The organism is Bacillus cereus group sp. MG1 (assembly GCF_040460035.1).
Classification (GTDB): domain Bacteria; phylum Bacillota; class Bacilli; order Bacillales; family Bacillaceae_G; genus Bacillus_A; species Bacillus_A cereus.
In genome coordinates this window covers 3914728-3929288 of record NZ_JARVGY010000001.1, presented here as the reverse complement: position 1 = coordinate 3929288, position 14561 = coordinate 3914728, and the positions used below count along the sequence as shown (strand labels likewise).

Sequence of the window (14561 nt, the reverse complement as noted above, 5' to 3'; positions counted from 1 at the left end):
ATGACTCCTTATTGTAAAAACGGATTATTTTCTTTTTCAAAGCCAATGCTTGTTTCTGGACCATGTCCACATAAAACCGCTGTTTCATCTGGTAATACAAATAATTTCTCTTCAATACTTCCAATTAATTCAGCGAAACTTCCACCAGGTAAATCTGTTCTTCCAATGCTCATTTGGAACAATACATCTCCTGAGAATACAGCATTCGCCTCTTTACTATAATAAGAAATACTTCCTGGAGAATGTCCTGGTGTCTCAAAAATTTCAAAATTAAATGATCCAATTGTTAATGTACCTTCTGCATCAATAATATGATCCGCTGGTTTTGCTGTAATACTGCGGTTCATCATAAAAATTTGAGAGCCGTTTACAGTTGCATCTCCTAACCAATCTGCTTCTTCTTTATGTACATACACAGGAATATGAAAAGTGTCTCTTACCGCATCAACAGCACCGATATGATCAAAGTGAGCATGTGTTAATAAAACAGCTAATGGTTTTAATTGTTCTTCTTGTAAATATGTAACGAGCTTTTCACCTTCATGACCAGGGTCAAAGATAATGCACTCTTTTTGATCGTTCATTAAAATATAAGCATTCGTTTGTAATGGGCCTAACGGCATTTGTATCCATTTCATATGAAAATCTCCTCCAGTTATTAAACTTACTTTTAATGATACAACATTTCTTTCTCTGAGGAAAAGAAAGGATGCTATCTCGACAATCATTTTTAAAACATGTACAATATAAAAGAGTAAATATTCCAAAAACTCATAATAAGAAATGGGTAGACAGAGGAGGATATTGTATGGGCCTTGTTATTATTTTTACACTTGTCACTCTGTTAGCTGTATTTGCTACGCTTAGAACACTTCGTGAAAAAAACTTTTTCGCGAGCGGCTTTGCAATTGCAACTGTACTCGTTTTCGGATGGTTTACGATCATGACTGTTCTATATAACGGGTATCCACCAGCAGCTTAATTCGTTTACACTTTATTCTTCATCGAGATTTCACACAAAAAGAGGAAGGGTTCCCCCTTCCTCTTTTCATATTTCACAACTTATATCATCTTCGCTTCGTATTTGTGCTTTTTTACAAGCCAAGCTCCTCCGATAACACCTGCATCATTACCAAGTGTTGCAATAGCTAACTTCGTGCTCTTTACAGCACGTGAGAAAGCGTATTGCTCGAAATAGCGTTGAATTGGTTCTAATAGCGCATCTCCAGCTTTAGACACGCCTCCACCAATAACAATTTTCTCTGGGTTCAATGTACTAGAAAGGTTCGCTACAGCTAATCCTAAATAAGAGGCTACTTTTTCTACTACTTCACCTGCTAATTCATCACCTTGTCCAAGTGCTTCAAAGACATCTTTTGATGTAATACGTCCTTCTTCAGCTAACATAGAACGCAACATGCTCTCTTTATTAGTCTCTTGTATTTTTTGCATAGCAACACGTACAATACCTGTCGCAGATGCTACTGTTTCTAAGCAACCAGACTTCCCGCAATTACATGGGAAAGCATTTTCTGTAACGACTGTAATATGTCCAATCTCACCAGCAGCACCACTCACGCCGTGTACAATCTCACCATTGGCGATTACACCACCACCAACGCCCGTACCAAGTGTCATACAGATTAAATCTTTTGCACCTTCACCAGCACCTTTCCACATTTCACCAAGCGCTGCTAAGTTTGCATCATTATCAATAACAACAGGTAATCCTGTTTCTACTTCTAATAAATCTTTTAGCGGATAGTTTTTCCATCCTAAATTAACCGCTTCATAAATCATTCCAGACGCCACATGTACAGGACCAGGAGCTCCCATACCAATACCAATTAACTTGCTCTTCAATTCGCCTAATTCTTCTAGCTTTTTATCAATTGCTTTCGCAACATCAAGTGTAATATGTTTTCCTTGCTCACCTGTATTCGTAGGGATTTCCCACTTATGTAAAATTTCACCGTACACATTAATAAATGCTAATTTAATCGTTGTACCACCAAGGTCAACACCAACTAACCATTTCTCTTCCATGTTGCTTACCTACCTTTATCTAATTCTTATTTAGCTCTTTTTGAATTTCTTGCTTCAATAAAAATAAAGCTGTTTGATAGTCTTGTGGATCGATTAGCTGTGATTGATTTAATTCACGCAATTCATCTTGCATTAATTGTAAATCTGCAATTCGATCTCCCGTATAAATAATCGTACCAAATTTCTTTAGCAATTGCTGAATATCATAAATAGATACCATTTCATCACCCTCTATGCTCACTTACTATAAAAAATTATAATAAGAAAACGTTCACATATTTTATTATAATCAAGAAGAAAAAGTCTCGTCAATTTTTATTTGTCTATACAAGCTTATTTGTAAGCAGTGTTCCTTTTTCTGTAATAATTTTTTCTATGTTTTTATCAAATGGCTCTACCGGAATGTGTTTTACCATTTGAAAATCATACGCTAATGACAGCGTTTTCCCTTTATAATGCACGAGATAACGATCATAATAGCCACCGCCGTACCCAATTCGCTCTCCTCGTTCTGTATAAGCTACGCCTGGGACAATTTGAAGATCAATTTCATCCATATTCACTTCTTCCGTAAGCCCGGGAATCGGTTCACGTAAATTCATATACACCGTTTCTAATTGATCAAAATTATTAATTTGCCGGAAGGACATCGTTCTTGTTCCTTTATTACACTTAGGAACTACAACTTTCTTTCCTTCTTCCCAAGCTTTTTCGATAATAGGATATGTATTCACTTCATTTTCCATTGAAAGAGTAATTCCAATTGTTTTAGCTTCAACCCACTCTTTTTGCGCATACAACGAAAATACAATCTGTTCTGATAAAGTTGTATACTGTTCTTCTGATAAAGAATTCATGTGTTCTATTATTTGTTTACGCAAACGTACTTTCTCTGCTTTCACACATTCTCCCCCTTACAGTGACACTTTACTCTATGCTGATAGTGTATCACTTTTAACATAGGAATCGAATAAAAAAAGAAACAGTAGGAAAATATTCCTACTGCTTACTTTGTTTCACGGTGTAACGTAGACTTCTTGTCACGCTTGCAATACTTTTTAAGCTCGATACGCTCAGCGTTGTTACGTTTATTTTTCTTTGAGATATAGTTACGATCTCCGCATTCTGTACATGCTAGAGTAATATTCACACGCATTCTTATTTCCCTCCAGTACTAATAACTTAAATCAGACTATACTATAATACCACTTTTAAAATAAAAATTCTACACCTTTTGATATTGTCTAATTTTTTCTATAAGATTTTTCATATTTTCCCTTGCTATTACTGGGTTTCTAGCATGTGAATACACCAAAAATTTTGGTTGTTTTATGTCAGAAACGATATAAGACCACTCTTTTTCAGTATATTTGAACTGCACTCCTTCAAATATCCCTTCTCCCTTCCTTTCTATATCATCCAATAATTTCCTCATAATTTCCCCTTTTTCATTCCATGAACATACCACTTCATCATAAAGTAAATAGAGCGGAGGTGATTGCTCTACTATGCTGAGAAACGTTTTTCCTTGCAATGCTATTAGCTCGAATAATTTTCCAATCCGATATAAAATATCTCGCTTCCACCTCACTTGAAACGATTTTCTTTCATCCTGCGTATAAAATAGAAGATAACATTCTCCTAACTTCAAAGACATTGGGTAAATATTTCCTGTCGATTCGAGCAAGAAATCTGGAATATCTACCTCTTCAAAATCTGTACCTTGGTAAATATTACTATGTTTATCGTATAACTCGAAATGATTTCCTTTCTCCGAAAACATAAGAGCCATATTCGCTTTACTTGATTTCATCAAAGCTTTCACATGATCTTTTTGTTCGCTTGCATAAATCCATGTAACTGTACAACCAAGTCTTTGCAGAAAGAGCATAAGTAAATGTTGCAACGTATCATTTCTCTTATTAATAAGAAGATGAAACTTCTGCATCTGTATTTTCTCGATATCAATATGCTCCAATATAACTTCTATATACTCATTCATAGAAACATGAACGAGCTTATTACGCCCCATTTCTTTCTCCTGCACGTAATAAAACAATTCGGACATATATATTTGTTCTATCTCTTTTTGCTGCTTATACGTTAACGGCATGCCAGCTTGACCGTATAACTTTATAACAATCTCATTCTCATTCTCCACTTGAATGAAAACACCACCTGCACATTGCAAATGATGAACACTATATTGAAAAAGTGACTCGTTCATTTCTTTACATTCCATCGTATGAATCCCTATACCATGAATAGCATGTAAAAATAAATTTTTATAAGAGGTTGTTTCTATATTTTCTTGACTTCCAATTAATATACTTTCTCCTTTTTCAAAAAGAGAACCATACGCCATCGCAATCTTCACGATAAACTGGGGAGTAATTTCAACATTCCCTCTTCCTACAATGCGGCTTTTTTGTAACCACCCTGCACTCATTTCACTCTCTTGAATACCAGCCGCTCCTACTATCGAATGACTATCAATCGCCTTATAAGGCCATAGTTTTCCTTTTTGCTTAATTACCGTACTTCTCCCGATATGACAGTGATCCGCTACAACACTTTTTTGAAACAGTGTAACATCATCTTCAACTATTGTACGCTCTCCTATTGTCGTTTCTAATAGTTCACAATACTTCCCAATGTGGGCATTCGCAAAAACAATACTTTTTTGAAGATGAGAATAACTTGAAACGATACTATTTTTCCCAATAATAGAATATGGCTCAATTACAGCTCCTGTACCAATCTTTGCTCCTTCTCCAATAAAAGAGGGGCCATGAATTTTCGTCCCTTTACCAATCGTCACCCCTTCCCCCATCCATACCATAGGTAATACTTCTGTATAAGGAATAGGTACTTGTAACTTTTTCGTTAACAAATCAAATTGTGCTTGTCGATATTGATTAAATGTGCCGATATCTAACCAATAACCTTCTGACAAATATGCGAATAACAAATTTTTGTTTGCCAATAATGGAAACACATCATGACTGAAATCAAAAAATTGCCTAGGCGGTATGTAAGAAAAGATTTCTGGCTCCATAATATATATGCCTGTATTCACAACATTAGATACTACCTCATTCCAGCCCGGCTTTTCTATATATCGTGTAACCTCCTGGTTTTTATTCATTACAACCAATCCAAATGAGAGTGGATTTTCTACTTCTTTCACAAACATTGTTACCATTCTTTTCTTTTGTTCATGAAACCTAATTCCTTCTGATAATTGAAAGTCAGTTAATGCATCCCCGCTTATCACAACAAATGTTTCATCTAAAAATTGTTCTGCTTGTTTAATACTCCCTGCTGTGCCAAGCGGAGGAGAGTCTTCAAAATAATACAAGTTAACTCCCCATTTACTACCGTCACCAAAATATTGCTTAATGGTCGTACTCATATATTGAACAGTAATTGCAATTTCACGAATACCATGCTGACGTAATAACTCAATATTATATTCTAAAACTGGTTTTTCTAATAATGGTAACATCGGCTTTGGAGTATTGCATGTTAATGGTCTAAGGCGTCTTCCTTTTCCTCCAGCTAAAATAACCCCCTTCATATACTTCAGCCTCCACTTATATAATGTTCAGTAACTCCATATACCATATGTATATTCCCTATCCCACATGAACTAGCAGCATAAACTTGATTAGTTAAACAAATCCTCATTTAGAAGACCATATAATTAAATTTCTCACCTATAAAAACGTATGTTTCAAACAACAAGAAAGCGCTTACTATAAATTGGTAAATAATACTTATTAACGACAAACATATATACTAATTTTTCCATTACATTATGATACATCTTATCATCATAAACTAAAGGAAACAACGAGTTTTTTTTGTCATGTTTTGACTAAAAAAAGCAGGTGATTTCTCATCACCTGCTTTTATTCCTACTCATTCAATAAATAATGCTTTCCTTTTACTAAATAAAAGACATTTTCAGCAATATTTGTAATATGATCTGCTACACGCTCAATATATCTCGCGACAAATGATAATTGTGTAATTTGCGTAATTGCTTCTGGTTGTTCCGGAACCGACGATATAAACTCACGAATTGCTTTTCCATATATTTCATCAACGGAATCATCCATTTCAGCAATTTGTTTCGCAAAAGTTAAATTTTCTTGTTCATATGCTTCTAGCGCTAAATGCAACATCTCATTTGCAACCGCAAACATTTCATCCAGGTTGTGCAAACTAACAGCCACTTCTTTTTCCCCAAGACGAATTGTAGCCTTTGCAATATTAACAGCATGATCTGCAATACGCTCTAAATCTGTCGCTGTTTTAATTGAAATAAAAATCCTTCTTAAGTCACTTGCTACAGGTTGCTGCTTCGTAATGAGCATAAGCGCAAGATCGTTTATTTCCTCTTCTAAATTATCCATGCGGTAATCACCATCAATGACCTCTAACGCTTTCTCTACATCCCTTGTATGCAGACCTTCCATAGCCATCAATAAAGCCGCATTTGCTAATTCTCCAAGCTCGATCACCTTTTGCTGTAACGCTTTTAAATCACCTTGAAACTGTTCTCTTACCATTTTTCTTCCCCCTCAATATTATGTGCCATTATATAAAAGTGAAACTTTAATCAACCCTCATCAATCGGGATTTGATAGGCAGCAAGATCCCCTCCCTAACTTCTTTGCTTTCGCTAAATTTTAAGGTGGGGGTCTTACTGCCCGCAAATAGCGGGGTAAATCTCCTACATAGCCTCTTGCGCTTGTAATAAACCTTAAGATAAGGAGAAGTATTAGTTCTCTATTAACAGTAAGATAAAATAAGAAATGCCCTCTGTTAAGAGGGCATTTGCTCTTAGCTTTGAAACGATATCAACCAAAGCGACCTGTAATATAATCTTCTGTACGCTTATCTGAAGGAGTCGTAAATAATTTGTTTGTATCTGTATACTCCACAACTTCCCCGCTTAAGAAGAAAGCTGTTTTGTCTGAAATACGCGCTGCTTGTTGCATATTATGCGTTACGATAACAATACTAAAATCTTTCTTTAGCTCTTGAATTAATTCTTCTACTTTTAATGTTGAAATTGGGTCTAATGCCGATGTTGGCTCATCCATTAAAATAACGTCTGGCTCAATAGCTAAGCAGCGTGCGATGCATAGACGCTGTTGCTGTCCACCAGATAAACCGTATGCATTATCGTGCAAACGATCTTTTAACTCATCCCAAATCGCTGCTCCACGTAAACTTTTTTCAACAATTTCATCTAATGTCTTTTTGTCACGAATACCATGGATTTTTGGACCGTATGCTACATTCTCATAAATAGATTTTGGAAATGGATTTGGCTTTTGGAACACCATTCCTACATGCGTTCTTAATTCTTCAACTGGATATGATTTATCAAATATATTGCGTTCTCTATATTCAATTACACCTGTAGTTCGAACAATCGGTACTAATTCTACCATGCGATTTAATGTTTTTAAGTAAGTTGATTTACCACAGCCACTTGGACCGATAATGGCTGTAACTTCATTCTCATGAATACTTAAATTAATATCTTTTAAAGCATGGTCTTCCCCATACCATAAATTTAAGTTTTTCGTATCAAATACTACCTTCTTTGGCGCAGTCTCGATTTTCTCTTCGTTTTTCACCTGTACATTTACTACTGTTGCTACCATTTGAATTCCCCTTTCATCCACTTCCAACTTATTTTCGATTTCGTAACCATAAAACAAATATATTAATAAATAGCAACAAACCTAACAAAACAATCATCCCAGCTGCTGCTACATACTGAAATTCTTCTTGTGGCCTACTCATCCAATTAAAAATTTGAATTGGTAGAACTGTAAATCTATCAAACATACTAAATGGAACATAATTTGCAAACGCAAGTGCCCCAATAACTAATAGTGGTGCAGCTTCTCCAATTGCTCTTGATATCGCTAACGTACAGCCCGTTATAATCCCTGGGAAAGCATATGGCAATACAATTTGATACATCGTTTGCCACTTCGTAGCACCTAATCCGTAAGAACCCTCTAATAATACACTTGGTACTGATCGAATTGCTTCTTGACTCGCCACAACAACTGTTGGTAAAACGAGTAGACTCATCGTCAGTGCTGCTGCAACTATACTCTCTCCTAAATGAAGAGCATATACAAAAATAGTTAAACCAAGCAATCCAAATACAACGGATGGTACTCCTGCTAACGTTTGATTATTAATCTCTATTATTTTTTTAAATAGAGATTCCTTCGCATATTGCTCTAAATAAAGTGCTGTTCCAACTCCAAATATAAAAGAAACAGGTATAACAATACTCATAAATAATATTGTCCCTGACAAAGCTGCAGCAATACCAGCTTCTTTCGGATTACGTGAAGCGAAATTTGTAAAGAAATTTATTGAAAGATAACTTATACCTTTTTCAACAATTTGAAACAGTAACAAAAACAAAATTACCATTGAAAATAAAATTGCTATATAAAATAACAATTTGTAAATTCGATCTTTTAAAAAGCGTGATGCCATGTTTTTTTGTATTTTTTTATGATTCAACATTCGCATATTATGTCATCCTCCTAAAACGGCGCATAATAGACTGCGAAATGATGTTCATAATAAAGGTAAACAAAAATAACGTTGCACCTACAGCATACATGCTGTAATACGTAATCGTTCCATGCGGAGCATCACCTAAACTTACTTGCACAATATAGGCTGTTAACGTTTGAATAGAATGTGTCGGATCAAGCGATACATTCGGTGTGGATCCTGCTGCAATTACAACAATCATCGTTTCACCAATTGCACGAGAAGCCGCTAATATAATTGCTGCCATAATCCCTGTAAAAGCGGACGGAAACACCACTTGTTTTACCATTTCAAACCGCGTCGCTCCGAGTGCTAATGAAGCTTCTTTCGTCCCTTTCGACACAGCTCTCATCGCGTCTTCAGATAGAGATGCAACTGTAGGCATCATCATAAATCCGATAACGATTCCTGGACTAATCGCATTAAAAAACTGTAAATCTGGTATAAGCCTTTGTAAAAGCGGCGTAACAATTGTTAATGCAAAAAAACCATATACAATTGTCGGGATACCTGCTAATAGCTCTAACATCGGCTTTAATATTTTCCGTGCACTATTTGAAGCATATTCGCTTAAAAATACGGCACACGCTAAACCGATAGGAATTGCTACAAACATAGCAATTGCAGTTATAAGGAACGTTCCACATATGAGTGGTAATATACCGAATTTAGGGTCTTCAAAAAATGGTAACCATTCTTTCTCCGTCAAAAAGGAGTATAATGATATTTTTTGAAAAAACATGATTGTTTCATTAGAGAGCGTAAAAACAATTCCAAGTGTCGTCACAATAGAAACGCTAGCAATTATTTTTAGTAATAAAGGCACTATTCGATTGATTCGCTGCTTTTTTTTTCTTTGTTTTGTATTTCTTTCAATCAAATGTTGTACAGAAAATGTAATTTGACTTTTGTCATTATGAGCCAAAGATGAAAACCCCTTTCCACCCTGACATTACCTTTTTATTTCTGTTAACATACGCAGCTGTTCATTGTATTTTTCTTTTCGTAATTTTACATACCCGACCTCTTCAGCGAGGTTACCGACATGCTGAATCATAAACTCAACATAGTTTGCTACATTCATTTTATTTCGGATAGATGCATTATTCACATAAGCAAGTAGCGGCCTAGATAACGGCTTATACTTACCTGATTGAATGGTCTCTTTCGTCGGAAATACACCATTTACTTTTATTGCTTTCACCTTATCTCGATTAGCCATATAATAAGCATATCCTACAAAAGCAATGGCATGTTTATCATTCATTACCCCTTGCATAATAACTTGATCATCTTCAGACAAAGAGACTTTTTTTACAATGCGATGATTTTGTAAGATGACATTTTGAAAATAATCATACGTACCAGAGTCTACGCCTGGTGCATAAAACTTCACTTGTTCACGTGGCCATGTTGAATGAATTTGTGACCATCGCTTCTCTCTTCCATTTTCACTCCAAAGTAGTCGTAACTCGTCTACTGACATATCGTCTACCCATGTATTATGGCGATTCACAACAATCGTAAGACCGTCGTTAGCAACCTCAAAAGGTGTGAACTGAATAGAGTTTTTCTTCATTTCATTTTTCTCGACTTGTTTCATTACTCTCGAAGCATTATTTATATCTACTTCTCCTTTACTGAAACGATTAAATCCTCCCCCAGTTCCAGAAATACTGATGGAAATTTTCACGTCTGGATGCACCTTTGTATATTCCTCCGCTACTGCTTCTATAATAGGAAAAACCGTTGAGGATCCATCAACTCTCACTTCTCCCGTATCATTTAAAGCAAATGCAGTAGACATTTCAAAACAGAGGAACCATATTGATAATACGAAAATCTTAATCGGTGTATGCATCCATTTCACGTGTTCTTCCTCCTAGAAGTAACCGGAAATAACAGGATTACAGATATAAGAATACTGCTAAACTATTAATTCGGTTTTAATTGTTTGTAAAAGTTTTGTAAAGTTCCACAAAAATCAACATACGATACAATTTTAATTCAGTAGTAGCTATTCATTTCCTCTGATGATTTCCCTATAAAATATTTATCCCCTATCCCACCATATACAAGTATCATTTATAGGGCCGCGTTTTTTAAATGTTGTATACTTGTCCACATTTATTACACGATATGCATAAACCATAAAAAAAAGCACACTATCTTTTCTAAAATGTACCCTATAGAATAGACACTTGAAAAAAGTCTATTCTATAGGGTATTTCTTGTATAATAAAAGGAAAATTGGGATCGGAGAATGTTGAAAATGACAAAAAAACTATTTACAGAAAGAGAAATTCAAATTCTATCAAATAACCTATACGTAAAATCTGTAAGTCAGAAAGGTATCACTTATACAGAGGAATTTAAGCATATTTTTATTGAGGAAAATGAAAAAGGAAAGCTACCTCGAAATATTTTTGAAGAATGTGGTTTTGATATAGATATGATTGGAATGAAACGAGTTATGTCATCGGGAAGTAGATGGCGTGCTGCTTATAGAAAAAATGGTGTATTGGGTTTAAGGGATACACGTATCGAAAACGCTGGAAGAACTCTTGAGAGAGAGCTTACGTTAGAAGAAAAGTATGCCCGTTTAGAAGCCGAACGAAACTTACTAAAGGCGGAAAACGAATTGCTAAAAAAAATCAAACTTATGGAAGGGAGGATGAGAAGGAAATAACACTACCACCTAGTCAGAAATTCATCTTGATTCGTTCTGTCATCATGAAATACAACTTAAGGAATATGGTCAGTCATTTGTGTAAAGTAGCTGGTGTATCCCGTTCGGGATACTATAATTACTTTTCAGTTTCATCTCAAGAACAACGGAAACAAAAGAGTGATCGAGATGAAATCTTGAAGGAAACCATATTAAAAGCACTTCGATTTAGAAATAGAAACAAAGGGGCTCGTCAGATAAAGATGACATTGGCGGGTCAGTTTCAAGTTGTCTACAATTTAAAGCGTATCCGTAGAATTATGAAGAAATACGAGATTATCTGTCCGGTTCGCAAAGCGAATCCTTATAAAAGAATGCTTAAAGCTACAAAAGAACATCGAATAGTACCAAATCAATTAAATCGGGAATTTAAACAAAATACCCCAGGGAAAACACTTCTTACAGATATCACCTATTTAGTTTACGGTAAGAATCAAAGGGCCTATTTATCTACAATTTTAGACGGCTCAACTAATGAAATTTTAGCTTACCATGTTTCAGAACAGATGACATTAGAGCTCGTAACGACAACTCTCCATAAACTAAAAAGGAATCCGCGGATTCGATTGACTGAAGGTGCTTATATTCATTCAGATCAAGGATCCCACTACACAAGCCCTACCTATCAAAAGCTAGTTAAAAAGCTAAACCTAGGACAATCCATGTCAAGAAGAGGAAACTGTTGGGATAACGCCCCACAAGAATCATTTTTTGGTCATCTGAAAGATGAAGCTCATATAAAACCTTGCGTGTCCTTTAATGAATTGAAACAAGAGATTAAGAAATATATGACGTATTATAATCATTATAGATATCAATGGAATTTAAAAAAGATGACTCCTGTTGGATACAGAAACCATCTTCTTGATGTTGCCTAACTTTTTTCAAAATGTCCTTTACAAAGGGTACAGATTATTTCATATAGTGTGCTTTTTTACAACTTTTTTATTCATCATCTTGATCTTTGTTTTTATTGTCTTTATCATCTTTTGGAGCTTCACCATTTACTTCTTTGTTTTTCAAATCAAAGTAAGCGTCCATAATTTCACGACCAATATATCCATTAATACCAGTCTTATCATCATGTACCCATGGAACGACAACAGAGAATGCTACTTCTGGATCTTCAAGTGGCGCATAACCTACTAATGTTAAGTTATATGTTTCCACACGTTCACCTTTTGCATTTCTACCAATCTCTTTATCTCCACCATACACAGTTTGAGCTGTACCAGTTTTCCCAGCAGCTTTATATTTTGCACCTGTAAAGTACTTTGTAGCTGTACCACCTGAATCATTATACACTTGTCTAAATCCTTCTTGAACGCGTTTAATTTGCGATTCCGGCATATCAATACGATTTAATACTTTCGGTTCCATAGATTGAACAACTTTCCCAACTTCATCTGGTTTCACTGCCGGTTGACGAATTTCTTTTACAACTTGTGGTTGCATACGATATCCGCCATTGGCAATCGTCGAAATATATTGCGCTAATTGAAGCGGTGTATACGTATCATACTGTCCAATTGATAAATCTAGTAAGAAACCTGGTTGACTACTCTTACCCATCTGACCAGCAGATTCATTCGGTAAATCAATTCCTGTTTTTACACCAAGTCCAAACTGTCCGAAATAATAACGCATCGTATCAAATGCTTTTTGAGGTATATCTAACGTACCACCTCTCACATATGGAACACCGGCGATATTCATCGCTGTTTTAAACATATAAACGTTAGAAGACATTTTTAAAGCTGTAAGGTCATTAATGTATCCCATCGTTTTCCAAGACGACTTCGTAGGTGTACCTTTTAATTTAATTGGTTCATCCAATTGTACTGCCCCTGGTTGAATCGCACCAGTTTGATATCCAGTAAGTACTGTTGCACCTTTTACAGTTGACCCCATCGGATAAGAACTTGTCATGGTACCTAATGCAAAGTCATTTACTTTCGTTTGACCATCTTCGTTAACTAATTGTTTCCCCGCCATAGATAAAACTTCACCATTTTTTGGGTTCATCATTACAACAAATGCGCGATCTAAAAGAGGTTCACTTCCTTTAAACCTCATTAAATTCTTCGCAAGAATATCTTCCACGCGCTTTTGTAATTCCATATCAATTGTTAAGTTCAGGTCATTACCACTTTGTCCTTTTGATACATTAATCGTTTCTAAAATATTACCGTTTTTATCTGTAACATTTCTAACTTCTGCTTTCGTACCATGCAGGCTATCTTCATACTGTTGTTCAAGATAACTTTTTCCTACTCGGTCATTTCGATTGTAATCACGAACAAGATAGTAATCTAGTCTTTCTCTCGGTAAGCCTTCATCAGATGTCGACACCCCACCAAGTACACTTCGGAATAAATCATCGTACGTATATTTTCGCTCCCAATCAACATTCGTATCTACACCTGGTAATGCTGCTAGGTTTTCACTAATAATCGAATATTCCTTTTCTGTAGCATCCTTTTTAATAACTTGAGGTGTCATTGCATATCCGCCGTCCATCTTACTCTTAATCGCTAGTATTTCTAGATCTTTGGCGGATAATTGATTAATCTCTTCTTCTGTTACACGACTTCTCTGACGCTCGTCTAATTCTTTATCATCAATTTTTTTATCTTTAAACTCTTGACGATCTTTATTCGTAATTTTTTCTTTAGCTTCCTCTTTATGCATAGCAAGCCAATAATCTTTTTTATCGCGATCTGTTAATTTATCTGTCGGTACTTCAATCAAATCTGCTAGCTTTTTCGCTGTTTCTAAGCGATCCTCTGCAGTTGATCCCTTCATTTTTGTAAATGTAATAGTACGAATGGCTGCATTATCTACTACAGGTCGCCCATAACGGTCAAATATTTTCCCACGCGGTACAGGATTACTTATCGTTGAGTTTTCTTTCTTCTCCACTTCATTCTTATATTCTTCACCGCGAACAATTTGTACATATCCGAGCCTTACAATAACCGCGGAGAACATTAAAAACACGCAGAAAAACAACACGTTTAATCGAAAAGGAACGTGGGTCTTTTTCTTATTTTGCTTCTGCTTCTTGCTCATACAAACCCCCTCTACCAACAGCTATGTAATGTGAAAGGGACACCCTCATACAGGTGTCCTCACTGCTGTCTTACATCTTTTTCTATTCTAGCATAAAACAAACGAGAAG

Annotated in this window: 14 protein-coding genes; 2 read left to right on the top strand and 12 right to left on the bottom strand. The window is 35.6% G+C overall.

Annotated features, from left to right (window positions below):
- Positions 1-8: 8 nt before the first annotated feature.
- Positions 9-638 carry an MBL fold metallo-hydrolase gene (locus QCI79_RS20755; protein ID WP_000871233.1) on the bottom strand — a complete coding sequence of 210 codons (630 nt, stop codon included), beginning with the start codon at positions 636-638 and terminating at the stop codon, positions 9-11.
- A gap of 170 nt (positions 639-808) precedes the next feature.
- On the opposite strand from QCI79_RS20755, the gene QCI79_RS20750 reads away from it, so the two are divergent.
- Entirely contained in the window at positions 809-982 is a 174-nt protein-coding gene (locus tag QCI79_RS20750; RefSeq protein ID WP_000524852.1) for a DUF2759 domain-containing protein, read from the top strand.
- A gap of 80 nt (positions 983-1062) precedes the next feature.
- Here the strand turns inward: QCI79_RS20750 and glcK are convergent, their stop codons facing one another.
- The 10 genes from glcK to QCI79_RS20700 all read right to left on the bottom strand — a co-directional run bounded on the left by glcK (position 1063) and on the right by QCI79_RS20700 (position 10522).
- On the bottom strand, positions 1063-2046 hold the full coding sequence (glcK, locus tag QCI79_RS20745; RefSeq protein ID WP_000391701.1) for a glucokinase: 984 nt from the start codon (positions 2044-2046) through the stop codon (positions 1063-1065).
- A 19-nt stretch (positions 2047-2065) separates the two neighbouring features.
- Complete coding sequence (locus QCI79_RS20740) at positions 2066-2266, bottom strand: YqgQ family protein (protein ID WP_000253699.1); 201 nt, start codon at positions 2264-2266, stop codon at positions 2066-2068.
- A gap of 103 nt (positions 2267-2369) precedes the next feature.
- Positions 2370-2948: a 5-formyltetrahydrofolate cyclo-ligase gene (locus tag QCI79_RS20735; RefSeq protein WP_000642753.1), complete on the bottom strand. Its 579-nt coding sequence runs from the start codon at positions 2946-2948 to the stop codon at positions 2370-2372.
- Between the two features lie 104 nt (positions 2949-3052).
- A complete protein-coding gene (gene rpmG / locus QCI79_RS20730) occupies positions 3053-3202 on the bottom strand; it encodes a 50S ribosomal protein L33 (protein WP_001265616.1) in 150 nt (49 codons plus the stop codon).
- A gap of 69 nt (positions 3203-3271) precedes the next feature.
- Positions 3272-5626 (bottom strand): sugar phosphate nucleotidyltransferase, encoded by a 2355-nt coding sequence (locus tag QCI79_RS20725; protein ID WP_000679343.1) that lies wholly within the window; start codon positions 5624-5626, stop codon positions 3272-3274.
- 340 nt (positions 5627-5966) lie between these two features.
- Positions 5967-6623 (bottom strand): phosphate signaling complex protein PhoU, encoded by a 657-nt coding sequence (phoU, locus tag QCI79_RS20720; protein WP_000251243.1) that lies wholly within the window; start codon positions 6621-6623, stop codon positions 5967-5969.
- Positions 6624-6914: 291 nt separating this feature from the next.
- Positions 6915-7730, bottom strand: coding sequence for a phosphate ABC transporter ATP-binding protein (pstB, locus tag QCI79_RS20715; protein WP_000226681.1), 816 nt, complete (start codon positions 7728-7730; stop codon positions 6915-6917).
- A 28-nt stretch (positions 7731-7758) separates the two neighbouring features.
- The gene (gene pstA / locus QCI79_RS20710; RefSeq protein WP_001242564.1) at positions 7759-8625 is read right to left on the bottom strand and encodes a phosphate ABC transporter permease PstA; all 867 of its coding nucleotides are present in this window, start codon (positions 8623-8625) and stop codon (positions 7759-7761) included.
- A gap of 1 nt (position 8626) precedes the next feature.
- Positions 8627-9577 (bottom strand): phosphate ABC transporter permease subunit PstC, encoded by a 951-nt coding sequence (gene pstC / locus QCI79_RS20705; protein WP_000940895.1) that lies wholly within the window; start codon positions 9575-9577, stop codon positions 8627-8629.
- 27 nt (positions 9578-9604) lie between these two features.
- Positions 9605-10522, bottom strand: coding sequence for a PstS family phosphate ABC transporter substrate-binding protein (locus tag QCI79_RS20700; protein ID WP_000871805.1), 918 nt, complete (start codon positions 10520-10522; stop codon positions 9605-9607).
- 393 nt (positions 10523-10915) lie between these two features.
- Between QCI79_RS20700 and QCI79_RS20695 the strand changes: the two genes are divergently transcribed.
- Positions 10916-12258 (top strand): IS3 family transposase gene (locus tag QCI79_RS20695; protein WP_087942833.1). Its coding sequence is split into 2 segments (ribosomal slippage): positions 10916-11297 and positions 11297-12258, totalling 1344 coding nucleotides; the frame shifts between segments, so codons are not numbered across the junction.
- A gap of 67 nt (positions 12259-12325) precedes the next feature.
- On the opposite strand, the gene QCI79_RS20690 is transcribed toward QCI79_RS20695, so the two are convergent.
- Complete coding sequence (locus tag QCI79_RS20690) at positions 12326-14452, bottom strand: peptidoglycan D,D-transpeptidase FtsI family protein (RefSeq protein WP_000038982.1); 2127 nt, start codon at positions 14450-14452, stop codon at positions 12326-12328.
- Between the last annotated feature and the right edge of the window lie 109 nt (positions 14453-14561).

Coding starts and splice junctions, on each gene's coding strand:
- QCI79_RS20755 (WP_000871233.1), bottom strand. CDS start 638: ATGAAATGGATACAAATGCCGTTAGGCCCATTACAAACGAATGCTTAT.
- QCI79_RS20750 (WP_000524852.1), top strand. CDS start 809: ATGGGCCTTGTTATTATTTTTACACTTGTCACTCTGTTAGCTGTATTT.
- glcK (WP_000391701.1), bottom strand. CDS start 2,046: ATGGAAGAGAAATGGTTAGTTGGTGTTGACCTTGGTGGTACAACGATT.
- QCI79_RS20740 (WP_000253699.1), bottom strand. CDS start 2,266: ATGGTATCTATTTATGATATTCAGCAATTGCTAAAGAAATTTGGTACG.
- rpmG (WP_001265616.1), bottom strand. CDS start 3,202: ATGCGTGTGAATATTACTCTAGCATGTACAGAATGCGGAGATCGTAAC.
- QCI79_RS20725 (WP_000679343.1), bottom strand. CDS start 5,626: ATGAAGGGGGTTATTTTAGCTGGAGGAAAAGGAAGACGCCTTAGACCA.
- phoU (WP_000251243.1), bottom strand. CDS start 6,623: ATGGTAAGAGAACAGTTTCAAGGTGATTTAAAAGCGTTACAGCAAAAG.
- pstB (WP_000226681.1), bottom strand. CDS start 7,730: ATGGTAGCAACAGTAGTAAATGTACAGGTGAAAAACGAAGAGAAAATC.
- pstA (WP_001242564.1), bottom strand. CDS start 8,625: ATGCGAATGTTGAATCATAAAAAAATACAAAAAAACATGGCATCACGC.
- QCI79_RS20690 (WP_000038982.1), bottom strand. CDS start 14,452: ATGAGCAAGAAGCAGAAGCAAAATAAGAAAAAGACCCACGTTCCTTTT.